The following is a 22,350-nucleotide window of genomic DNA, read 5'->3' on the forward strand; positions in this document are numbered from 1 at the left end:
CCCTTGATGGGCGGCGCTCTGGACAGGAGTCTCCCAGACCGGCAGGCGACCTCGCGCGCCGCGTTCGTGGGCGCTCACGGACCGCGGCCTCAGCCCACCGCCAGCGCGAGGGCGGCGCGAGCCTCCCGATAGCGCTGGGCGGCCACGGCGATCACCTCCGGGTGGTCGCCGAGCGGGGCGGAGACGAGGTCCGCGCCGGCCCGGTGGACGAGACCCGCGAAGTGCCCGGGAGCGAGGACGTAGCTCGCGGCGATCACGCGGCGCGCCCCGGCCGCGCGGGCCGCGGCCACGGCCTCCGGGAGACCGGGCGCGCAGCCGGCGCCGTAACCGGTCGTGACGGGAGCGGGCAGGCGCGCGGAGAGCAGGTCCCGCATCCGCTCCACGGCGCGGGCGGCCGCCGGGTCGGTGGAGCCGGCGGCGGCGAGCACCACGTGATCGCCTGGTCGGTGCCCGGCATCGCCGCCGCTCACGGCCGCCAGTCGGTCGCGCAGGGCCCGCACCAGGTGCCCGTCGGGGCCGAGGGGCTCGGCGGCCACGGCGCCGGGATGCGGGGCGACCGCGGCGGCGATGTCGACGGAGGTGTGGAAGCCGGTCGAGAGCAGCAGCGGCAGCACCACCACGGGTCCGCGCGACGCGGCCTCGGCGATGACCTCCGCGACCTCGGGCTGCTCGACGTCGACGTAGGCCTCCCGCACCGCGGCGTCCGGCACGGCGACGGCGAGCGCGGCACGGATCCGGGCGATGACGGTGCGGCCGGCCGGGGAGCGGGTGCCGTGGGAGCAGGCGACCAGGGTGGTCATGGGGCGTCCTCCTGGTGACGGGCGGGCCGGCGGCTCCGAGGGGCGGCGGGATGGTGGGCGTCGGCGTCGGCGGGATCGAAGTGCTGGACGACGGTGCGCACGAGCGCGCCCATCCGGCTGCGGGCGGGCAGCAGAGCGGGGATGCCGCGCGCCTCGAGCGGCCCGGCGGTGAGGGGGCCGACGGCCGCCATCAGCAGGCGCCCGGCGCGGGCGTGCGCGGCGATGCCGGGCAGGGCACCGGCCCGTTCGGCCGCGGCGAGCCAGTTCTCGGTGCCGGGTGCGGCGGTGAACAGCACCGCATCGACCTCGCCGGCGGCGGCGGCGAGCGCGGAGCGGTGCACGGCCGCGGGGTTGCGGGGCGGCCCCCAGCGATAGACGGTCAGGGCGGTGACCTGGGCGCCGGCCTGTTCGAGCGCCTCGTCGAGGCCGTCGGCGCCGGAGCCGTGGTGCTGCACGGCGGCGCGGATCCCGTGCAGGTCACGGCCCGCGAGGTGCTCGATGATCTCGGCGGAGGTGCCGTCGGCCGCGACCCAGTCGACGGCGAGGCCGACGTTCTGGGCGGCGCCGCGGGCCTTCGGGCCGCGGGCGAGGACGCGGGTGCCGGCGAGCGCGGCGCGCAGAGCGGGGGCGATGCCGGCGGCCTCGGCCGCCTCGAACCAGCCGCGCATCCCCACCCCCGTGGTCGCGATCAGGAGCTTCGGCGGCCGGGCGACGAGCTCGGCGGTGCGCTCCAGCAGCAGCGGGTCGTCGACGTGCGGGATCATGCTCATCGCGGGGGCGTGCTGGATCGCGGCGCCGTGCCGCCGGAGCGCGGCGGCGAGCTCGTCGGCCCGTCGGTCCAGGGCCAGGACGAGGCGACGCCCCTCGAGCGCGGACGAGAGGCTCGCGGGGGCGCTCACGCCCCGGGTCCCGCGACGGTCGGCCGTGCGGTCGGTGCCGCGGAGCCGGCGGACTCCATCGGCGGGGCGAGGGGCGCGGGAGAGGAGCCGGACGGAGCAGCCGTGAGGACGCGCGCGTCGAGCGCCGGCGGCTCCTCGCCGAGCAGCCCGGGCCGGGCGACCTCGCCGATCACGATCACGGCCGGGCTGCGCACCTGCGCCTCCTCCGCCGCGCGCACGGCGCGCTCGAGGGTGGTGCGGGTGGTGCGCTGGAGCGGGGTGTGCCCGTTCTCGACGATCGCGACGGGCCTCTCCCCCGGCACGCCGTGAGCGCGGGCGGCGGCGACGAGGGCGGGCAGGGTCCGCACCCCCATCAGCACCACGGTGGTGATGCTGTCGTCGGCGAGCGCGGCGAGGGTCGCCGGGGACGGGCCGTGCGGCCCGGCGGCGTCGTGACCGCTGACCACGTGCAGGCCTGCCGAGGTGCCGCGATGGGTGACGGGGATACCGGCGGCCTGGGGCACGGCGAGGGAACTGGAGATCCCGGGGACCACCTCGACCTCGATCCCCGCCGCCCGGCAGGCGAGCACCTCCTCCCCGCCGCGGCCGAGCACGAAGGGGTCGCCGCCCTTGAGCCGCACGACCGTGCGTCCGGCGAGGGCGTGCTCGACCAGGAGCGCGCTGATCCGCTCCTGCGGGACGGGGTGGTGGCCGGGGCGCTTGCCCACGTCGACCAGCAGCGCGTCGGGACGCAGCTCCGCGCGGATCTCGGCGGCGGGGCCCAGCCGGTCGGCGATCACCACGTCGGCCGCGCGCAGCAGGCGCAGGGCGCGCACGGTGAGCAGATCCAGCGGCCCGGGCCCGCCGCCGACGAGGGCGACGCGGCCGGGGACGGCGCCGCTCACCGCGCACCCCCGCGCAGCACGTACAGGTCCCCGTCGAGGGTCCGCACGGGCCAGACGCGCAGCCGCTCCACGGACTTCCCGCGGGTGTCGACGCAGGTGCCCGAGCGCAGGTCGAAGACCTGCTTGTACATCGGGGAGGCGACGGTGGGGCGTCCCGCGCGGGAGCCGACGATGCCGCGGGAGATGACGTTCGCGCCCGAGTAGGGGTCGTGGTTGTCGACGGCGCGCACGTCCCCGTCCGGCAGCAGGAACAGGGCGACCTGCTCCTCGCCGAGGAGGGCGGCGCGTCCGCGCTCCACCTCGAGATCGGCCAGCGGGCACAGCCGCTCCCAGTTCGCGGCGAGCTGCGGGGCGAGGGTGGGGGTGGTGAGGGTCGTGGTCATCGTCGTACCTCCAGGGTCGTGCCGGCGATCAGGACGGAGTCGCTGCCGCGCTCCTCGGGCCGGGCGGGACGGATCTGACCGCGCTCGGGGACGTGGGCGAGGCCGGGGTCGGGGGTGGTGGGGGCGTTGACGAAGGAGCGGAAGCGGGCGAGCTTGGCGGGATCGGCGAGCGTCGCGGCCCATTCGTCGCGGTAGCCCTCGACGTGGCGGGCCATCGCCGCGTCGAGGTCGGCGGCCAGGCCCAGGGAGTCCTCCATGATCACCTCGCGCAGGGAGTCGATCCCGCCGTCGAGGGACTCGACCCAGGGGGCGGTGCGCTGGAGCTTGTCCGCGGTGCGGATGTAGTACATGAAGTACCGGTCCAGGGTGCGGATGAGCGTGTCGTCGTCCAGGCCCTCGGCGAGCAGCTCGGCGTGGCGCGGGGTCGCGCCGCCGTTCCCGCCGACGTACAGGTTCCAGCCCTGGGCGGTGGCGATGATGCCGGCGTCCTTGGAGCGGGCCTCGGCGCATTCGCGGGCGCAGCCGGAGACGCCGAGCTTGAACTTGTGCGGGGCGCGCAGGCCCCGGTATCGCAGCTCGAGCCGCACCGCCATGGAGGTCGAGTCCTGCACGCCGTAGCGGCACCAGGCGGAGCCGACGCAGGACTTCACGGTGCGCAGGGACTTGCCGTAGGCGTGGCCGGACTCGAAGCCGGCGTCGACCAGACGCTGCCAGATCAGGGGCAGCTGCTCGAGGCGGGCGCCGAACATGTCCACTCGCTGGCCGCCGGTGATCTTCGTGTACAGCCCGAAGTCGCGCGCGACCTCCCCCACGGTGATCAGCCCCTCGGGGGTGACCTCGCCGCCGGGCATGCGGGGGACGACGGAGTAGGTGCCGTCCTTCTGCAGGTTCGCCATGACGTGGTCGTTGGTGTCCTGCAGGGTCGCGTTCTCGCCGTCGAGCACATGCTCCCCGCCGAGGACGGCGAGGATGCTGGCGAGCACGGGCTTGCACACGTCGCAGCCGCGGCCGCGGCCGAAGCGCTCGATGACGGCGCTGAAGGTGGTCAGGCCCGAGACGTGCACGGCGTCGAACAGCTGGCGGCGGGTGAGGTCGAAGTGTTCGCACAGCCCGGTGGAGACGGCCTTGCCGAGCTTCGCGAGCTCGCCGGTGACCAGGGACTTCACCATGACGGTGCAGGAGCCGCAGGTGGCGCCGGCCTTGGTGCAGGCGGTGACCTCGGCGGCGTCGGCGCAGCCCTGCTCGCGCACGGCGTGGCGGATGGTGCCGGCGCTCACCGAGGAGCAGGAGCAGACGATCGCCTCGTCGGGCAGCTCGGGGGTGGGGGCCGCGGCGCCGCCGGCGGGCAGGAGGTGCACGGCGGGGTCGGCGCCGAGGGGTCCGCCGACCAGCGGGCGCAGCGCCCCGTACGCGCTCGCATCGCCCACGAGCATCCCGCCGAGCAGCGTCTTCGCGTCGTCGGAGAGGACGAGCTTCTTGTGCACGCCGGAGACGGGGTCGGTGTAGACGACGTCGAGGGCGCCGGGGGTGGTGGCGAAGGCGTCGCCGAAGGAGGCGACGTCCACTCCGGAGAGCTTGAGCTTGGTGGAGAGGTCGTAGCCGTCGAAGGTCGCGTCCCCGCCGAGGATCCGGTCGCTGACCACCTCGGCCATGGCGTAGCCGGGGGCGACGAGGCCCACGCACTGCCCTTCGAAGGAGGCGACCTCGCCGATGGCGTGGACGGAGGGGTCGGAGGTGGTGCAGGCCGCGTCGATCCGCACCCCGCCGCGCTCCTCGCAGGAAAGGCCCGCCGCGCGGGCGAGCTCATCGCGGGGGCGGACGCCGACGGTGAGGACGACGAGGTCCGCGGGCAGCTCGGTGCCGTCCCGGAGGGCGACGGCCTCGACGGCCCCGTCGGGCCCGGGCAGGATCGCGGTGGTGCGGGCGTCGGTGCGCACGGCGATGCCGCGGGCCTCGATGAGGCGGCGCAGCACGGTCCCGGCGGGCAGGTCCAGCTGCGCGGACATGAGCCGGTCGCTGGACTGGAGCACGGTCGCCTCGGCGTCCATGCCCTGCAGGGCGCCGGCCGCCTCGAGGCCCAGCAGTCCGCCGCCGACGACGATCCCGCGCACCGGGCGTCCCAGCGCCGCGGCCCGTTCCTGCACGTGGCGCTGCAGGGAGTCGACGTCGGCGAGGGTGCGGTAGACGAAGCAGCCGGGCAGCTCCGCACCGTCGACCGGGGGCCGGGCGGCGACCGAGCCGGTGGCGAGGACGAGGTGGTCGTAGGGGTGGACGGCGCCGGAGGCGGTGGTGACGGTGCGGGCTGCGCGGTCGATCGAGGTGGCCGCGTCGTCCTCGTGGAGGGTGACGCGGGGGTCGGCGAAGATCGTGTCCGGGAGCGTGAGCTCCTCGGGACCTTCCCCGTCGAAGAAGCGGGTCAGGCCCACCCGGTCGTAGGGGCGGCGGTCCTCGTCGCCGAGGACGGTGAGGGAGATGCGGCCGTCGGCGCGGGTGACCAGGGAGTCGACCAGGCGGTGCGCCGCCATCCCGGCGCCGATCACGACGATGCGGGGGCTCATCGGGTCGCTCCCACCAGGTCGGGGGTCTCGGTGGGGCCGTCGGCCGACGGGGCGGCCGGGGCGGCGGCGGGCGAGACGGCCGCGGGGAGATCGGCGGGAGCCGCGGGGGCGACCGCAGCGGCGTCGGCCGTGATGACGGGCGCGGTATCGGCCGTCGGGGCGGAGCGGCGGCGGTGGGCGAGGTAGAGCGGCAGGCCCACGAAGGTCAGGCCGCCCACGAGGTTGCCGATCACGGTGGGGATCTCGTTCCAGATCAGGTAGTCCATGAGGGTGAAGTCCGCGCCGAGCAGCAGGCCCGAGGGGAACAGGAACATGTTCACGATGGAGTGCTCGAAGCCCATGTAGAAGAAGAGCATCACGGGCATCCACATGCAGGCGATCTTCCCGAGGATGCTGTCGGACATGAACGCGCCGACCACCCCGGTGGAGACCATCCAGTTGCACAGCACCCCGCGCACGAACAGGGTGAGCATCCCGGCCGCTCCGTACTCGGCGTAGCCGACGGTGCGGCCGTGCCCGATCTCGGAGATCGCCTCCCCCACAGCGCTGGGCTCGGTGGAGAAGCCGTAGGTGAAGTAGATGGCCATCAGCACGGCGACCGTGATCGCTCCGAGAAGGTTCCCCAGGAACACCAGACCCCAGTTGCGCAGCATCGCGGGGAAGGTGACGCCGTCGCGGCGGGCGAGCCAGGCGAGCGGCACCAGGGTGAACACCCCGGTGAGCAGGTCGAAGCCCATCAGGTACAGCATGATGAAGCCGACGGGGAACAGCAGTGCGCCGAGCAGCGGCTGGCCGGTCTGGGTGGAGACGGTGACGGCGAAGGCGGCGGCCAGCGCCAGGATCGCCCCGCCCATGGCGGCGCGGAGGAGGGTGGTTCCGGTGGAGTAGGAGGCCTTCGCGGCGCCGGCGGCGGTGAGGCGGTCCACCAGATCGGCGGGCTGGACGTAGGACATGGCAGCTCCTGGCGTGGGCGGGGTCGGTCATGTCCCGTGCGCCTGCAGCGGGGTGCGGCCATCGTGTCCGGTGCGGCGGCCCCGGCGAAGGCCCGGAGGGGCCCGTGACCTTCTCGTGATCCGAAGTCTCAGGCGGCGCGGACGCGGCGGGGCGTTCCCACGGGAACGTCCGAGCACACGTCCCTCGGCCTCAGTGCGTTCACGCAGCCGTCCTCGCGCGCCCCGCACAGCACCAGGGTGGACCCCGGGCGGGGCGGAGGATGGTGGCGCCGGTGGAGCAGGAGGCGTTCGCGGCGCCGGCGACGGTCAGGCGGTCCGCCAGGACGAGCGGGGCGCGGACTCCCCGCAGTCCCCGGCGCCCGGGAAGAGGAACGGCACGTGAGGCGTTGACCCCGTGGGTGCCGGGCGAGCCGGCCGGCACCCACACTCGACGAAAGGTGCCCCATGCCCGTCCCGCTCTCGATCCTCGACCTCGCGACCGCCGCACGCGACCAGTCTCCGGCGGACGCACTCGAGGGCACGGTCGCCCTGGCCCGGAAGGCGGAGGGGGCCGGGTACAGGCGGGTCTGGTACGCCGAGCACCACAACATGGCGTCGATCGCGTCCTCCGCGACCTCGGTGCTGATCGCCCACGTCGCCGCGCACACCAGCACGATCCGGCTCGGCGCGGGCGGCGTCATGCTTCCCAACCACTCCCCGCTCGTGATCGCGGAGCAGTACGGCACCCTCGAGACGCTCCACCCGGGCCGGATCGACCTGGGTCTCGGCCGTGCGCCGGGCACCGACCAGAACACGATGCGCGCGCTGCGTCGCAGCGGCGCCTCCGCCGACTCCTTCCCCGAGGACGTCATGGAGCTGCAGGGCTACCTGCAGGGCCGGTCGCGGATCCCGGGCGTGGACGCCTATCCGGGCAAGGGCACCGACGTCCCGCTGTTCATCCTCGGCTCCTCGCTGTTCGGCGCGGGCCTCGCGGCCGCGCTCGGGCTGCCCTATGCCTTCGCCTCGCACTTCTCCCCCGGCGCTCTCCATGAGGCGATCGCGCTCTACCGCCGCGAGTTCCAGGCCTCCGAGCAGCTCGAGAAGCCCCACGTCATCGCCGGCTTCAACGTGATCGCCGCCGATGATCGGGCCGATGCCGAGCGCCAGCAGCACGAGATGATGCGCAGCCGGGTGGCGCTGCTGCTGCGCCCGGGCACCGAGTACACCGACGAGCAGGCCGACGAGCTGCTCGCCGCGCCCCAGGCCCAGCACCTGCACCAGATGGCGACCTACAGCGCCGTCGGCACGCCGGACGTGGTGCGGGACCAGGTCGCCGAGTTCGCCGATGCCACCGGCGCCGACGAGCTGATCATCGCCCACCAGGGCCCGCGGGTGGAGCAGCGGCTGCGGTCCGCGGAGCTGCTGGCGGAGGCGTACATGGGCTGAGGATCGCTGCGGGCATGCGCAAGGCCGGCCCAGCACCGGTGCTGATCGCGATCCTGCCCCCGTGGTCTCACCCGGCGCGGCCCCTCAGTCCTGCGCTCCCTCGGGGCAGTTGACCGTCCCGTGGACCACGACGTCGCCGATCTCGGCGGCGTCGAACTCGACCGCACCGTCTTCGGCGGTGATCCCCGCGGTGGACGTGCTCTTCTCCGGCGCGCCCTCGCGCTCGAGCTTCACCATCGCGAACTCGCCGGGCGTGACCTCGACCAGCGGGAGCTCGTCCCCCTCCATCTTGAGCGTGAGGTGGCGGATCGTGCCGGGCTCCCCCTCGCAGCGCACGACCTCCGGGGTGAAGGCGGTCTCCTCGCCGTCGTGCGTGATGGTCAGCGTGCCGGTCTCGTGGCCGGGCTGCGCGCCGCCCTCGGCCGACGGCGCTTCCGAGGCCTCCGGCGCGGAGTCGCTCGTCTCGGCGCCCCCGCCGTCGCTGCTCGGCGCCGGTTCCTGCTCGGTCCCGGTGCAGGCGGCGAGGGAGAGCACGAGCGCGGCGAGGGCGGTGGCGGTGCGGGCGGGACAGGTGAGGGCCATGCCCCATGCGTAGCACGGCGGCGTCCGGGCCGCGAGTCCTGGAGGCCGGAGCCGGCGGAGAGCATCGCGGGCGTTCCCGCGGGAACGCCCTGGGCGGTGTCGGCAGGGAACGGCACGGTCTCGCCACTGGGCCCGGCGCGCGGGGCGGCAGGATCGGCTCTACGATGCTCTGCGCCCCCTCCCCCGTTCCGCAGGAGCACCGCCATGACCTGGACCCCCACCGCCGAGGACGACCGCCGCTTCCTCTCCCTCGCGATCGAGCAGGCGCAGAAGAGCTGGGAAGAGGGCGGGGTGCCGATCGGCGCGGTGCTGGTCCACGACGGGCAGGTGCTCGCCGCCGGTCACAACCAGCGCGTGCAGAAGGACTCCGCGATCCTCCACGGCGAGACCGACACGATCGAGAAGGCCGGACGCCTGCGCGCGAGCGTGTACCGGCAGTCGGTGCTGTACACGACCCTGTCGCCGTGCATCATGTGCTCCGGCACCGCGTTGCTGTACGAGATCCCGCGGATCGTGGTGGGCGAGAACCGCACCTTCGAGATGGCCGAGGACCTGCTGCGCGAGCGGGGTGTGGTCGTGGACGTGCTCGACGACCCCGACTGCATCGCGCTGATGGAGCGGATGATCGCCGAGCGGCCCGAGATCTGGAGCGAGGACATCGGCGTGGAGGCCGACGAGCTCAGCGCGTCTGCCGACGGCGCGGGCGCTGCCGGCGCCGAGGGTTCCGACATCGACGGCGCCGGCCGGTGACCGCGGCCGAGCTGCGCGAGGAGGCGGGCACGGAGCCCGTCGACCCTGATTACCCGGTCACTCCGGTCCCCGCCTCGGCGCGGCGCGGCGTCGTCTCGATCTCGGTGGTGCTGATCGGCTTCACCGTCTTCGCGCCGACGCTCATGGCCGGCGCCTCCATCGGCGCGGCCTTCCGCTTCAGCGAGTTCCTGGCGGTACTGCTGGTGGGCTCGGTGGTGCTCGGCGCGTACGTCGCCGCGATCGGCTTCCTCGGCGCCCGCACGGGGCTGACCACTGTGGTGATGTCGAGGTTTACCTTCGGCACCGCCGGGTCGAAGCTCGTCTCCGTACTGCTGGGCGGCACGCAGATCGGCTGGTACGGAGTGGCGGTCGGCTCGATCGGGCAGATGACCGCGCTGGCCTTCGGCTGGGAGAGCGCCTGGGCGCCGGCGCTGGTGATGATCGGCGTCTCCGCCCTGATGATGCTCACGGCGCTGTACGGCTACGAGGGCATGTACTGGGTCTCGCTGATCTCCACCCCGCTGATCCTGGTGCTCGCCTTCTGGATCACCGCGCTCGCGCTCACCGAGGTGGGCGGCTGGCGGGGCCTGTTCGACATCGCCCCCACCACCTCCATGACCTGGGCCGCGGCCGTGACGACCGTGGTGGGCACCTTCGCCTCCGCCGGCACGCAGGCCGCGAACTGGACCCGCTTCGCGAAACGCGGCCGCGACGCCGTGATCGCCTGCGGGCTCGGCTTCGTGATCGGCAACGGCCTGATGGTGTTCTTCGGCGCCGTCTCCGCCCTCGCCTTCGGCGAGGGCGACTTCACGACCCTGCTGCTGGGCATGGGGATGATCGGCTGGGGACTGTTCTTCCTGTTCGGGAACCTGTGGAAGTCCAACGCCGACGCCGCCTACGCCTTCGGCGTCGCCGGGGCCGAGCTCGCGAACGCGAGGCGCAAGGGCCCCTTCATCATCGGCGGCGTCGCCATCGGCACCGTGCTGGCGCTGCTCGGCGTGGAGGGGCACATCGTGGGCTACCTCAGCCTCATCGGCATCCTCATCCCGCCGGTCGGCGGGGTGCTCCTCGGCGACTGGATCGCCCGCTGGCGGAGCGGACAGCCGGCCCTGTCCACGCTGACCGAGAAGGTGCGCTGGCAGGCGCTCGTGCCGTACGTGCTCGGCTGCGTGGTGGCGTGGGTGTCGAACGAGTACGGCATCGGGATCGCGCCGCTGAACGGGATCGTCGTGGCGCTGGTGGGGGCGTGGGTGCTGGGGGTGCGGGCGAAGCGAGAGCTCACCCTCGCCACATAAGCTCCCATCCGTCCTGCGGCTTTCGCTGCGCCTGTCACCGGCTCTTCGTACGATCGACGGTGTCGGCCCAGGCAGAGGAGCATTCGCGGTGGAGAGTCCAATCATCCGAGTCGTTGGCGCCATCGTCGAACGTGACGGTGCAGTCTTCACCGCCCGACGCAACGCCGAGCGCAGTGCTGGCGGGCTGTGGGAGTTCCCCGGCGGGAAGATCGAAGCGGGAGAGACTGCCGAGGACGCGCTGCGCCGCGAACTCCAGGAGGAACTGGGCGTCGACGTCGCCGTCGGCCCGTTCGTCGACCGGAGCCTGAGCCATCTCGGCAATGCGCGCATAGAGCTCTCCTGCTACGCCGCGCAGTTCACGGGCGAGGACCCCACCGCCAGCAGCGACCACGACGCGATGCAGTGGGTGCCGCTCGCGGAGCTGTCCTTGCTGGAATGGGCGCCGGGCGATGTCCCCCTCCTCGACAGTTTGCCAGAGCGGCTTGCCTCTCTTCGCCGCGAGTCCGAGGCGGAGTGATGGAAGCGCAACAGGCTCTGGACCCTGGTCTCTACGAACTGCTCCTCACCACGGGCCTCACCAAGGCAGTCCAGTCGACCGAAGAGCAGGGCTTCCTCACCCCGACGGAAGACGTCGACGACGCAGATGTCGCGCACGTCCTCACTCAGCACGTCGCACGGACCGTCGAGCACGCGCTGAAGACTGCACCCCGCGAGGAGCGCATTGCCCTCGCGAACCGCCTCCTCTCCGCGCTGCCCTCCTCTGCCCCGGACCCCGAAGTGTCACCTGGACCGCGTCTCCTTACCTCGGTGACGCCAACGGAGACACCGCTCTTGCCCCGCCCATCAACGCCACTCAGCGACGTCGCGCTCTTCACGAACTCGCGAATGGACCCGCAGCTCGGCTCGGAACTGCGCCTCGAGATGGCGAGCGCAGATCGGATTGACCTGCTGTGCGCGTTTGTGCAGTGGAGCGGGATCCGCGTGCTGGAATCGGCCTTGCGCGAGGCGGCTGATCGCGGAGTGCCCATCCGGGTTCTGACCACCACATATATCGGTGCCACGGACCGGAAGGCGCTGGACTACTTCGTGCGCTCACTGAACGCCGAAGTGCGGGTCAACTACGACGCGCAGTCCACCCATCTCCACGCGAAGGCGTGGATGTTCCATCGGTCCAGCGGTTACACCACCGCGTATGTGGGCAGCTCGAACATGAGCCGGGCAGCGCTCGTCGACGGACTGGAATGGAACGTCCGTCTCTCGCACCTCGCGACCCCGAGCCTGGTCGACAAGTTTGAGTCGACCTTCGAGACCTACTGGGACGACGCGGCGTTTGCGCCGTACAACCCAGACACCGACGCCGAGTTTCTCGATGCACTTCTCGCGAAGAACAGCGGCCGCGTCTCCTCGGCAGACCTGTCGATGAGCCATCTCGACGTGCGTCCATACCCGCATCAGACGGAGATGCTGGATGACCTCGCCGCCGAGCGGGAGGTGCACGATCGACGCCACAACCTGCTTGTCGCGGCAACTGGCACGGGCAAGACCGTGGTTGCCGCGCTCGACTACAAGCGCTTGCGGTCATCGGACTCCGACCAACCGGCGATCCTCTTTGTCGCGCACCGCAAGGAGATCCTCGAGCAGTCCCTGAGGACCTACCGCGACGTTCTGAAGGACGGCGCGTTCGGGGAACTGTTCGTCGACGGGCGGAAGCCCATCCGGCGGCGGCATGTCTTCGCCTCGATCCAGTCGCTGCAGCAGGCCGGCGAGCTCGAGCGATGGGCGCGCGACCACTTCGACATCATCGTCATCGACGAGTTCCATCATGCCGAGGCGGCGACATACCGAAAGGTCCTCGATTACTTCACCCCCAGCGAACTCCTTGGACTCACCGCGACACCCGAGAGGGCCGACGGGGTGGACGTGGCTCAGGAGTTCTTCGAGGGTCGCGTGGCGAGTGAGCTGCGGCTGTGGGACGCGCTCAGCGCCGACCTGCTTGTGCCTTTCCACTACTTCGGGATCGCCGACGGTGTGGACCTCAGCGGGCTGCGATTCACCCGCGGTGCGTACAACATTGACCAGCTAAACAGCTTGTACACCGGCAACGATGCTCGAGCCGCCAAGGTGCTTCAGGCCCTGCGATCCAAGGTCACTGATCCGAGTCGAATGAGAGCGCTTGGATTCTGCGTCAGCGTCGAGCACGCCCATTACATGGCCGAGGTGTTCAGCCGCGCCGGGCTGCCGTCGCTCGCCCTCAGCGGGGCCTCCGGGTCCGACGAGCGAAGAGAAGGGCTCACAAAGCTGCGGAAGCGCGACATCGTCTGCCTGTTCGCAGTCGATCTCTTCAACGAGGGCCTCGACATCCCCGAGATAGACACCGTCCTCATGCTGCGCCCCACACAGTCCGCGACGATCTTCCTCCAACAGCTCGGCCGCGGCCTCCGGCGCGCGGACAACAAGGCCGTGCTGACGGTCCTCGACTTCGTGGGGCTCCAGCACACAAACTTCCGCTTCGATCTGAAGTACCGGGCACTCACTGGACTCTCGCGGAACCGGCTCGAGCGCAGCATTCGCGAGGGGTTCCCGTTCCTTCCTCCCGGAACGCAGATCGTCTTCGACCGCGTTGCGCAGGACATCGTGCTCTCGAACGTGAAGAAACAGCTCAAGCTCTCCACGCGCGATTTGGTGGCAGACGTTCGTCAGCACAAGCCGACCGGCGCCACCCCGAGTGACTACGGCTTGGGCTCCTACCTGCACGCGGCAGAACGGTCCCTCGCTGACATCTACGGTCCGGGGACGCGCAGCTTGAACAGCCAAAAGCGCTCAGCGAGCTGGTCCACTCTCGTGGACTGGGCCTTCCCTGCCAACCGGGGAGAGCCGCTCTCAGACATGGCCGAAGCCCTCCTGCGCCGCGTGGGCACGTTGACTCACATCGATGATCCTGAGCGGATCCAGGCGTACCGCCGGCTTCTCACCGCGCCGACTCTTCCCACCGGGATTGAGAAGGATCTGCACGCCGCGATGCTGGTGTACTCCTTCTGGCCCGCCGGGGAGCGGAACATTCGTACGGGCCTCGACGAGCTACGTTCACACGCCTCGGTAGTCGAAGAGCTACTCCACCTGCTCGCGTTCCAGGAGCAGTCCTCTCGAGTCCGCCCGGAAGCACTGTCTGGTTCGGTCGCGGACTCACCGCTGCGATCGCATGCGAGCTACTCCCGCGAGGAGCTCCTGGCCGGGTTGGGGCTTGGCACCTTGGACGCCGGCGCGCCGGGCTCGATCCGCGAAGGCGTGAAGTGGCTCCCCGGCATGAACGTGGACGCGCTACTGGTGACGCTCAAGAAGTCCGAAGCGGATTACTCCCCCACGACTATGTATCGCGACTACGCCATCAACCAGCAGCTCTTCCACTGGGAGTCCCAGAGCACGACGAGCGTGGAGAGCCCCACGGGGCAGCGGTACATCAACCACGCATCGCGCGGCTCCAGCGTCGTCCTCTTTGTACGGCGCGCGAAGACCGGCGACATCGGCACCGAGCCCTACACCTGCCTCGGCACTGCCCAGTTCCAGCAAGCGACGGGGTCTCGGCCGATGCAGATCGTTTGGCGGCTAGACAGGACGATGCCCGCAGACCTCTTCATGGAAGCTCGGTCGGTGGCGTAGGCACGTCCAACCGGCCGGGTTTTAAAGGCCGCGACGACGACCGACCGACACCACCCCAAACCCCCACAGCCCCGCAACCGGCAGCAGCGGCCACCACCAGGTCACGCCGCCCTCCCCCGCCACGCCCACGCTCGCCATCACCGCGAGCCCCGCGATCACGCACACCGCGGCAGCGAGCGGCTTCCACAGCGGCGGCGCGGGGCGATCGTCGGGCCGCAGTGTCTCGAAGCGGCCCATCACCAGCACCACGAGGCCCGTCAGAGCGAGCAGCACGAACACCCACAACGGCCGCGTCGCCCACCACATCCCCGTCAGCGGCTCGGGCAGCAGCACCCCGGCATCGAGCGCCAGCAGCAGGTGGGCGAGGCCCACCATGACGGTGAGGTGCCACAGGAACCAGGTCATGATCCGCTGGTTCACGAGCACGGTCACGAACCACAGCTTCGGCCGACGCAGCAGCGCCTCGAGCGGCTTCTCGAGGGAGAGGACGAGCCCCGCCTGGAGCATGCCGAGGAACGCCATGGTCACGCGCGTCGGGCTCGAGTTGGAGATCGCGTCTCCCCCCGCGGTGATCATCGAGACCGGATACGGACCCACAAGCACGAGCAGCAGCAGGCCGACAAGACCTATCCCGGCCAGCAGCATCCGTCGGCCGACGCCCGAGAGCCGGCCGTCGAGCCAGGCGTAGCCGACCTGGTGGAACGCCGCCCAGACCAGGAGGTAGTTCGGGTAGCCGAGCAGCGGCTGGTCGGCGGCGATGCTGATCGTGTCGACGATCCCGGCGAGCGCGATGCCGCCGACGATGGACCACCAGCCGAAGCGCTCCCACAGCCACAGGCACGGCGGGCCCACGAGGATCACCATCAGGTACGCGGCGAGGAACCAGGTGGGGATCAGCGCCATCTGCGAGGCGAGTTGCACGGTGGCGTGCGGGGCGCCGAGCGCGACCGCGACCACGCCGATCACGAGCCAGGCCAGCAGCAGCGGGATCAGCGGGATGCCGAGGCGCCGGAGCCTCGTGCGCAGCCACTCGGCGTAGCCGATCTCCTTGCGCCTCGCGGAGCGCCAGGAGAGGCCGTTGGAGTAGCCGCCGACCAGGAAGAAGATCGGCATGACCTGGAACAGCCAGGTCAGCGGATGGGTCCACCGCGCGCCATCGAGGACGCCGTGCGGGAGGATCCCGCCGTCGGGGTCGACGGCGATGATCGTCCAGTGCCCGAGCACCACCACCGTGATCGCGGCGGCGCGCAGGAAGTCGACCACGCGATTACGGCTCGCGGGCGTCGCGGCGTCGACCTTCTCGGCGCGGCTCGGGCGCGTGCTCGTCATCGGGTCCCCTCCCCTCAACCCGGCGGCGGAGCCGCTGGAAGTGGCGACAATCTACCCCGAGCTCCGCACTCCGCACGCGGGACCGGCTCGCTCTGGCGTCCCCGGCAAGAGCGCTTTCGCGCTGCGGGAGGGTCTGCGAGGCTCAGCCCATGACCGCACACCATCACGCCTCGCACGCCCACGCGCCCGCGCACGCCGAACCGGACACCGATCTCTCCCCCACCGAGTACTGGGAGCAGCGCTACTCCGGCAGCGAGCGGGTCTGGTCGGGGAAGGTCAACGCGACCATGGCCTCCGTCGTCGCCGAGCTGTCGCCGGGCACGGCCATCGACCTCGGCTGCGGGGAGGGCGGGGACGTGCTCTGGCTCGCCGAGCAGGGCTGGACCGCACTCGGTCTCGACATCTCCGCCACCGCCGTCGGCCGGGCCCGTGACGAGGCCGCCGCGCGGGGCCTCGACGGGGCGAGCTTCGAGGCCGTCGACCTCGACACCTGGGAGCCGAAGCCTGCATCGGTCGATCTGGTCACTGCGAGCTTCTTCCAGTCGAGCGTGGCGCTGGACCGCATCGCGATCCTGCGCCGCGGCATGACCGCGCTGCGCCCCGGCGGACGCCTGGTCACCGTCTCCCACGCCGCGCCGCCCTCCTGGGCGAAGGACCACCCGGCGACGATGGTCTCCGTGCAGGACGAGGCGGCACAGCTAGGCGGCTCGGCCGAGGAGTGGGAGGTCGAGCTCGCCGAGGAGCGGCCGCGCGTAGGGACCGCGCCCGACGGGTCGGAGGGCGAGCACCTCGACGCGGTGCTGGTGCTGCAGCGGCGCTGACGACCTCTCGCCCTCAGCGGGTAGGAGCGGGACGCCCTCGTGGAGCGCGGGCATGACCGGTCAGGTCATGCCCGCGCCGTCGGCCTCACTCGCAGCCGACCCCGTCGCCGTCGCGGTCCAGCTTCCTGCTGTAGCCGGGGTCGCCGGCGTGCACGGGGGCCGCACCGGCCGCGCGCGCGGCGTCGCAGTTCTTGTAATAGGCGCTGCCGCCACCGGAGCCGCTGTCGTTCGACTCCTCCTTCGGGGCAGGCTCGTACGCGGGAGCGGGCTCGGGCTCGGGTTCCGGAGCAGGCTCGGGCTCGGGGGCCGGCTCCGGCTCAGGCTCCGGCGCGGGCTCCTCCTCGGTCGCGACGACGTCGCCCTCGCCGGTCGCGGGCCACTGGTCGTCGTCCTCGACCGCGAGGAAACCCTCGCAGCTGCTGAGCACGCGCTCCATGGCGTCGGCCTCGGCGGGCTTGACCCACAGGTCGTACTTATCCTTCACGGCGATCTGCCGGGCCACGTAATCGCAGCGGTAGTCCTTCAGCGGCGGGAGCCATGTGGCGGCGTCGCCGTCGCCCTTCTGCCGGTTCAGGCTGGACTCGACGGCGAGCAGGTTCAGCGGGTCGTTGGCGAACTCGCGGCGGGTCTGCTCGTCCCAGCTCGCAGCGCCGGTCTGCCAGGCGTCGGAGAGCGCGACGACGTGGTCGATATCCACCGTGCTGTTCTCCCGGTCGAAGTCGACGGTGTCGCCGCTGTACGGGGAGGCGAGGGTGCCGCGCTGGACCACGCAGCCGTTCGTGCCGCCCTTGAGGGTGATCGCGGTGAGGTCGCGGCGCAGGACGTCGTTGCGGGTGTCGCAGCCGTTGCGGTCCATGTCGTCGCGCCAGCCGAACAGCTCGCGGTCGTAGTCGGTCTTCGGGGCGCGGCCCTTCTCGTCGAGTCCCCCGAGGACTGCGAGCGCAGTGCCCTCGGCGGCGACGGGCTGCGGGGCCGTGGTGGGCGTCGGGGTGGCCGTGGTGGTGGGCGCCGGAGTGGTCGGCGCCTCGCTGGTCGGGGCCTCCGCCGTCGGCTCCGCCGTGGTGGGCTCTTCCGACGGGACCGAGGCCTCCTCAAGGGCTGCGGACTCGGCGGCGGTCACCTCCGCGGGCGGAGGCGTCGGGGCGGTGGCGCCGAGGATCATCACGCCGACGAACCCGAGCGTGACCACTGCGGAGATTGCGCGCGAGGGCCACTTCATCGTCTCGAACTCGCGCAGGGGACGGCCCTTGGAATCCTTCACCTGCCCCATGGTCAGGAGCACCAGGTCTATGAGCCACCACACGAAGAAGCCTCCCGTGGTGACGAGCTTCAGCAGACCGGTCTTCCACTTCCCGAGGTAGAAGCGGTCCACTCCACACACCCCCAGGAACAGCGAGAGCACCCAGGCGATCGGGAAACTCTTGGCCGGGGCCTGCACGGGGCGCTGCGGCTGCCGCGCCGAGGTGGCCGGCTCGAAGGGCAGGCCTCCCTGCGGGCTCTGACCGTACGTAGGCGCCGAGGGCCAGTTCTGGCTCCCGTCCGGGCGCGGCGGAGTCGGGTTCTGAGCGTTCATGCCCATCCTTCGTGATCGTCATCGATGTCCGTGCGCGGCACGGACCGGGGCGTCGGCGGCAGTCGCCCGTCCCCTGCGTTTCCACAGCAGAGACCCTTGAAGATTACGATTCAACGACCACGAATGAGCAGGACTTTCGTCCGATGCCGCCGACATCACACGGTTGTGCAGAAAAACTGCGAGGCACGCTCCCGCACGCCGCAGCGCTCACGGCAGGATCGCGTCCGTGTACCCACCGTCCACGCGCAGCGCCCCGCCGGTCGTGGCGGAGGCGAGCGGCGAGGCGAGGTAGACGACCATGTTCGCGATCTCCTCGGGCCGGATCAGGCGCTGCAGCAGCGACTGCGGGCGGTGCAGGCGCATGAACTCGGCCTCCGCCTCCTCCCAGGGCAGGGACGGATCCACCAGCTCGTAGACGAAGTCCTGCACGCCCTCGGTGTATGTGGGCCCGGCGATCACGGAGTTCACGGTGACGCCGGTGCCGGCGGCGTCCTTCGCGAAGCCGCGGGAGACGGCCAGCAGCGCCGTCTTGGAGACGCCGTAGTGGATCATCTCGGCCGGGGTGACGATCGCGGAGTCGCTGGCGATGTTCAGCACCCTCCCCCAGCCGCGCTCCTTCATGCCGGGCAGGGTCGTGCGGATCAGCCGCACCGCGGCCATCACGTTCACGTCCCAGTAGCGCTGCCACTGCTCGTCGGTGATCTCGAGCGCGGGCGCGGCGCCGAAGATGCCGAGGTTGTTCACCAGCACGTCCACCTCGCCGGCGGCCTCGAGCGCGGCGGCGAGCCCGTCCTCCGCCGTGACGTCGCCGGGCGCCGCGATCAGACGGGACGGGTCGACCCCGGCGCCGACCAGGGCATCGAGCGCCTCCTCCACCCGCTCTGCGCTGCGGCCGTTGACCGCCACGCGCGCTCCGGCGAGCGCGAGCCGCTGGGCGATCGCGAGGCCGATGCCCTGCGTGGAGCCGCTGACGAAAGCCGCCCTGCCGGTCAGGTCCAGATCGATCATGGGTGGGTCCTCTCCTCGTGCCTCGCGGGCCTCACACCCCGGGCTGCGAGGGAGCAACGCCGCGGGCTCGCGGATCCTTCCCGGGCCGTTCCCGGGGAGGGACCTGCCTCTCAGAGCCCCATCAGCACGATGCCGATGAAGGCGAGCACGAGCGCGATGATCACGGCGGCGGTGGTGCGCGCGGAGGAATCGCGCTGCCCGGCGTCCGCGCTCGCGGACACGACCGGGATGGGCCCGGTATGGGTCGTCGGGGTCATCTCGTGACCGAGGTGGATGTCAGGGCGAGGATCCATGCCGGAAGCCTCCTTCAGCGGTGTGTGGGACGCGCCTGGTGCAAGACGCGTCCTGCCAGGTCAGTCGGGGAAATCGTGCGCCTCGGCGCACCGGTCAAGACTAGGGTCCTCGCGGGCGCGCGCGAAAGAGCTGTCCACCACCCGTCAGCGGGATCACACCGCCCCGGGCGCACTGCTCGTCGCCCCGTCTTGCGCCCTTCCCGCGCGGCGCCCTCGACGATGCCGCCGAAGGGCAGCGCCGCTGTGGGAGGACCTGCACGGCGCGGACGGCATGAAGGCGGGAGCGGATCCCCCGATCCGTCTCCCGCCTCCGCTGGGCCACGGGCCCGGCGCCGGCCTCCGCCCCCGCGGAGGGCCGTCATCCCTCTCCCCCGAGAGTCCCGCACCCAGTGCCTGAAATCTATGACGGGCGCCCGGAATGCGCGATGGGGCGAACTGCCTGGGGAGAACTCCCCATGCCCTCCCCCGGCCATCCCCCGAATCCAGCCCGCGCCCACCTGCGGTCCAGCTGCTCGCGGTAGCCTTCCAGCACGCCCAGGACGAGGCGTGCGCACGGCCCTCGAGGCGGTCCCCCGCCTGCACGGGCCGACGCTCGGGCCTCGTCACCGTCCCGGGGAGGACAGCGAATCGCAGTGAGCGCAGAAGAGACACCCTCGGCCGAGCGGCCGAGCAGCGGGAGCAGCCGGTTCCCGGACCCCTTCGCGCCCGACTCGCCGCCTCCGCAGGCCCACCAGTCCGGCTCTCCGGCGCAGCGGCCCACCCCGTCGGCCGACGGGCCATCCGTCGGCCCCGGCGCCCGGGACCTGCCGTGGAAGGCGACCGCGGAGCGACGCGACCTGTGGGGACCGAAGCAGACTGCGCTCGAGGGCACGGTCCGCGGCCCCGCCTCCCGCGAGGTGTCCGCGCCGCGTCCCTCCTGGCTGGTGCGGCTCGGCGCTCCCGTCGTCCTCGGCGGTCTGGCAGGCCTCGCGACCCTGCTGGTCGTGCTCGGCACCGGCCTCGGCGGGCCCGTGCTGGCCCTCGGCGCCGCGGTCGGCGTCGGCGCCGTCGCCCTCGGCGGGGTCGGCGTGGCCGTGAACCGGCCCCGGTCGGGATCCGCCGAGCGTCCCGTGATCGACGCGAGCGTCGCCGGCGGCACCCGCGAGGTGCTCGAGCGGATCCTCGCCGCCGACGAGAAGAGCCGCGCCCGGGTGCGGGAGCTGCGCCCGCAGGCCGCCGCGGCTCCGGCGATGCAGGTGCTCGACGACGTCGACTCGCTGCTGACCAGGATCGACGCGCTCGTCGGCGCCGAGCAGCTGCAGGCGATGCGACCGTCCGCGGGAGAGGTGACGATGCTGGAGGGCATCGCCACCCGCTACGTGCCCGACCTCGTCGACGCCGCCGCCGACATCATCGGGTTCCTGCGCACCTTCGCCGGATCCGCCCGCGAGGAGGCGCTGGAGAACCTCGCCTCGATCGACCGGCAGCTCGACGTGCTCGGCGAGGGCGTCGAGCGGATCGAGAGCGATCTCGTCGGCGGCGTCTCCCGTTCGCTCGAGGTGCACTCCGAGTTCCTGCGCCAGCGCTTCGCCGACCAGCACCTGGACCCGATCATCGACGTCTGACCCGCCCCGTCGGCCGCGCCGCCGCCCGTCCGCACCACCGCCGACCGACCCGCACTCACCGACCATCCGCCCGAGAGATGCCCGGCCCCGCCGGCATCGACCACCAGCCATCATCCGCGACCCGCCCAGGAGGCACCGATGGACAAGCTCCAGCCGCCCACCCCCGCCCAGGAGATCACCCCGGCCGAGCCGGTCGAGGAGATCAGCGACGACGACGCGGTCTCCGTCCTGCCCGACCTCCCTGCCGAGCAGCAGCAGGAGCTCGAGCAGCGGGCCGACGCCTGGGTCGACCAGGTCTCCCAGCTGAACCCGCACTCCCAGGAGTTCACCGCGCAGGTCAACGCCCTCGGCGCGGTCGCGCGGCGCACCTTCGAGCGCACCTCGCAGACCTCCTCGCGCTTCATGGAGCAGTCGCTGCGGGACGCGAAGGACAAGAAGGGCAGCGCCCAGGAGAACGTCGCGAAGTCGCTCACCGAGCTGCGCACCACCATGGAGGAGCTCGCGCCGAAGGAGGAGACCTTCGCCGACAAGGCGCTCGGCTTCCTGCCCGGCCGCAACCGCGCCAAGCGCTACTTCCGCAGCTTCGAGTCGAACCAGGACCAGCTCGACCACGTCCTCGGCGCGCTCTCCCGCGGCCAGGAGGGGCTCCAGCGCGACAACGCCGAGCTCGCCGTGGAGCGCCGCGCCCTCTGGGAGGACCTCGGCGCCCTCCAGAAGGCCTCCCACCTGCTGGGGCTGCTGGATGATCGGGCCGTGCGCAAGGCCGAGGAGATGCGCGCCTCCGGCAAGCAGGCCGACGCCGACGCGCTCGAACGGGACGTTCTCTTCGCCGTGCGTCAGCGCCGCCAGGACGTCGCCACCCAGATCGCGGTGACCGTGCAGGCCTACCTCTCGATGGGCGTCATCGAGGACAACAACACCAAGCTCCAGCAGGGCGTGGAGCGGGCCCGCACCACCACCGTCACCGCGCTGCGCACCGCGGTGATCACCGCGCAGGCGCTCGAGAACCAGAAGCTCGTGCTCGACCAGATCGACGCGGTCAACGCCACCACCGACAACCTCATCTCCTCGACCTCGAAGATGCTCGCCGACAACTCGGTGAAGGTGCAGCAGCAGGCCGCGAGCTCCGGCGTCTCCGCCGAGACGCTGCAGAAGGCCTTCGACAACCTGTTCACCACGATGGACGGCATCGACTCCTTCCGCACCCAGGCCAACCAGAACTTCCTCACCACGGTGACGAACCTGGAGCAGCAGGTCGAGCGGGCGCGGCCGTACATGGAGCGGATGCAGAAGGAGCGCCCCGAGCACGAGGAGATCGAGAGCGCCGCGAGCCTGTTGGAGATCGAGGACCGCTGACCTGGCGGGACGGCCGGAGTCGACCTGCGGCGGCACCGGCCGGCGTCTCCCGGATCAGCCTGCGGCGGCAGGTGATCTGCACAATGGGGCTCTGAGCGGCACGCCGTGGAGCTGAGCTCCGCGGCGTGCCGCTGGGAGCCCCTTTCTGCCGGCCGCGACGACGGTCCCCGGACTGCGCGT

The 22,350-nt window shown here is 72.0% G+C and carries 19 protein-coding genes; 8 read left to right on the forward strand and 11 right to left on the reverse strand.

The window, feature by feature from the left end; genetic code table 11:
- Window positions 1-89: 89 nt before the first annotated feature.
- The 6 genes from A4A78_RS01810 to A4A78_RS01835 are packed head-to-tail and all read right to left on the reverse strand — an operon-like array spanning window position 90 to window position 6,477.
- Entirely contained in the window at window positions 90-800 is a 711-nt protein-coding gene (locus A4A78_RS01810; RefSeq protein WP_062946728.1) for a sirohydrochlorin chelatase, read from the reverse strand.
- Window positions 797-1,699: a uroporphyrinogen-III synthase gene (locus A4A78_RS01815; RefSeq protein WP_062946729.1), complete on the reverse strand. Its 903-nt coding sequence runs from the start codon at window positions 1,697-1,699 to the stop codon at window positions 797-799. Before A4A78_RS01815 ends, A4A78_RS01810 begins: the two co-directional genes overlap by 4 nt.
- Entirely contained in the window at window positions 1,696-2,583 is an 888-nt protein-coding gene (gene cobA / locus A4A78_RS17375; protein ID WP_197466610.1) for a uroporphyrinogen-III C-methyltransferase, read from the reverse strand. The genes A4A78_RS01815 and cobA overlap by 4 nt, the downstream gene beginning before the upstream one ends.
- Window positions 2,580-2,966, reverse strand: coding sequence for a nitrite reductase small subunit NirD (gene nirD / locus A4A78_RS17670; protein ID WP_062946730.1), 387 nt, complete (start codon window positions 2,964-2,966; stop codon window positions 2,580-2,582). Before nirD ends, cobA begins: the two co-directional genes overlap by 4 nt.
- On the reverse strand, window positions 2,963-5,524 hold the full coding sequence (gene nirB, locus A4A78_RS01830; RefSeq protein ID WP_197466611.1) for a nitrite reductase large subunit NirB: 2,562 nt from the start codon (window positions 5,522-5,524) through the stop codon (window positions 2,963-2,965). The genes nirD and nirB overlap by 4 nt, the downstream gene beginning before the upstream one ends.
- Window positions 5,521-6,477: a formate/nitrite transporter family protein gene (locus A4A78_RS01835; RefSeq protein ID WP_062946731.1), complete on the reverse strand. Its 957-nt coding sequence runs from the start codon at window positions 6,475-6,477 to the stop codon at window positions 5,521-5,523. Before A4A78_RS01835 ends, nirB begins: the two co-directional genes overlap by 4 nt.
- A gap of 444 nt (window positions 6,478-6,921) precedes the next feature.
- Between A4A78_RS01835 and A4A78_RS01840 the strand changes: the two genes are divergently transcribed.
- Window positions 6,922-7,902 (forward strand): LLM class flavin-dependent oxidoreductase, encoded by a 981-nt coding sequence (locus A4A78_RS01840; protein ID WP_062946732.1) that lies wholly within the window; start codon window positions 6,922-6,924, stop codon window positions 7,900-7,902.
- Window positions 7,903-7,986: 84 nt separating this feature from the next.
- Here the strand turns inward: A4A78_RS01840 and A4A78_RS01845 are convergent, their stop codons facing one another.
- Window positions 7,987-8,484, reverse strand: coding sequence for a hypothetical protein (locus A4A78_RS01845; protein ID WP_062946733.1), 498 nt, complete (start codon window positions 8,482-8,484; stop codon window positions 7,987-7,989).
- A gap of 204 nt (window positions 8,485-8,688) precedes the next feature.
- Between A4A78_RS01845 and A4A78_RS01850 the strand changes: the two genes are divergently transcribed.
- The 4 genes from A4A78_RS01850 to A4A78_RS01865 all read left to right on the forward strand — a co-directional run bounded on the left by A4A78_RS01850 (window position 8,689) and on the right by A4A78_RS01865 (window position 14,186).
- Window positions 8,689-9,234 carry a nucleoside deaminase gene (locus A4A78_RS01850; RefSeq protein ID WP_062946734.1) on the forward strand — a complete coding sequence of 182 codons (546 nt, stop codon included), beginning with the start codon at window positions 8,689-8,691 and terminating at the stop codon, window positions 9,232-9,234.
- Window positions 9,231-10,529, forward strand: coding sequence for a cytosine permease (gene codB / locus A4A78_RS01855; protein ID WP_062946735.1), 1,299 nt, complete (start codon window positions 9,231-9,233; stop codon window positions 10,527-10,529). Before A4A78_RS01850 ends, codB begins: the two co-directional genes overlap by 4 nt.
- 88 nt (window positions 10,530-10,617) lie before the next feature.
- Window positions 10,618-11,046: a (deoxy)nucleoside triphosphate pyrophosphohydrolase gene (locus A4A78_RS01860; protein ID WP_062946736.1), complete on the forward strand. Its 429-nt coding sequence runs from the start codon at window positions 10,618-10,620 to the stop codon at window positions 11,044-11,046.
- Window positions 11,046-14,186, forward strand: a complete 3,141-nt coding sequence (locus A4A78_RS01865; protein WP_062946737.1) for a DUF3427 domain-containing protein — start codon at window positions 11,046-11,048, stop codon at window positions 14,184-14,186. Before A4A78_RS01860 ends, A4A78_RS01865 begins: the two co-directional genes overlap by 1 nt.
- A gap of 21 nt (window positions 14,187-14,207) precedes the next feature.
- Here A4A78_RS01865 and A4A78_RS01870 read toward each other — a convergent pair whose 3' ends face one another.
- The gene (locus tag A4A78_RS01870; protein WP_062946738.1) at window positions 14,208-15,515 is read right to left on the reverse strand and encodes an acyltransferase family protein; all 1,308 of its coding nucleotides are present in this window, start codon (window positions 15,513-15,515) and stop codon (window positions 14,208-14,210) included.
- Between the two features lie 149 nt (window positions 15,516-15,664).
- Between A4A78_RS01870 and A4A78_RS01875 the strand changes: the two genes are divergently transcribed.
- Complete coding sequence (locus A4A78_RS01875; RefSeq protein ID WP_062946739.1) at window positions 15,665-16,336, forward strand: bifunctional 2-polyprenyl-6-hydroxyphenol methylase/3-demethylubiquinol 3-O-methyltransferase UbiG; 672 nt, start codon at window positions 15,665-15,667, stop codon at window positions 16,334-16,336.
- Between the two features lie 85 nt (window positions 16,337-16,421).
- Here A4A78_RS01875 and A4A78_RS01880 read toward each other — a convergent pair whose 3' ends face one another.
- From A4A78_RS01880 to A4A78_RS01890, 3 genes are all read right to left on the reverse strand, one after another.
- Complete coding sequence (locus A4A78_RS01880; protein WP_062946740.1) at window positions 16,422-17,909, reverse strand: DUF1524 domain-containing protein; 1,488 nt, start codon at window positions 17,907-17,909, stop codon at window positions 16,422-16,424.
- A 207-nt stretch (window positions 17,910-18,116) separates the two neighbouring features.
- Window positions 18,117-18,917 carry an SDR family NAD(P)-dependent oxidoreductase gene (locus A4A78_RS01885; RefSeq protein ID WP_369816724.1) on the reverse strand — a complete coding sequence of 267 codons (801 nt, stop codon included), beginning with the start codon at window positions 18,915-18,917 and terminating at the stop codon, window positions 18,117-18,119.
- Between the two features lie 110 nt (window positions 18,918-19,027).
- Complete coding sequence (locus tag A4A78_RS01890; RefSeq protein ID WP_062946741.1) at window positions 19,028-19,210, reverse strand: hypothetical protein; 183 nt, start codon at window positions 19,208-19,210, stop codon at window positions 19,028-19,030.
- Between the two features lie 632 nt (window positions 19,211-19,842).
- On the opposite strand from A4A78_RS01890, the gene A4A78_RS01895 reads away from it, so the two are divergent.
- Both A4A78_RS01895 and A4A78_RS01900 read left to right on the forward strand, forming a co-directional pair.
- Complete coding sequence (locus A4A78_RS01895; protein ID WP_062946742.1) at window positions 19,843-20,814, forward strand: hypothetical protein; 972 nt, start codon at window positions 19,843-19,845, stop codon at window positions 20,812-20,814.
- Between the two features lie 138 nt (window positions 20,815-20,952).
- Window positions 20,953-22,170: a toxic anion resistance protein gene (locus tag A4A78_RS01900; protein WP_062946743.1), complete on the forward strand. Its 1,218-nt coding sequence runs from the start codon at window positions 20,953-20,955 to the stop codon at window positions 22,168-22,170.
- Window positions 22,171-22,350 lie beyond the last annotated feature (180 nt).

The organism is Brachybacterium sp. sponge (genome assembly GCF_001613775.1).
GTDB lineage: Bacteria > Actinomycetota > Actinomycetes > Actinomycetales > Dermabacteraceae > Brachybacterium > Brachybacterium conglomeratum.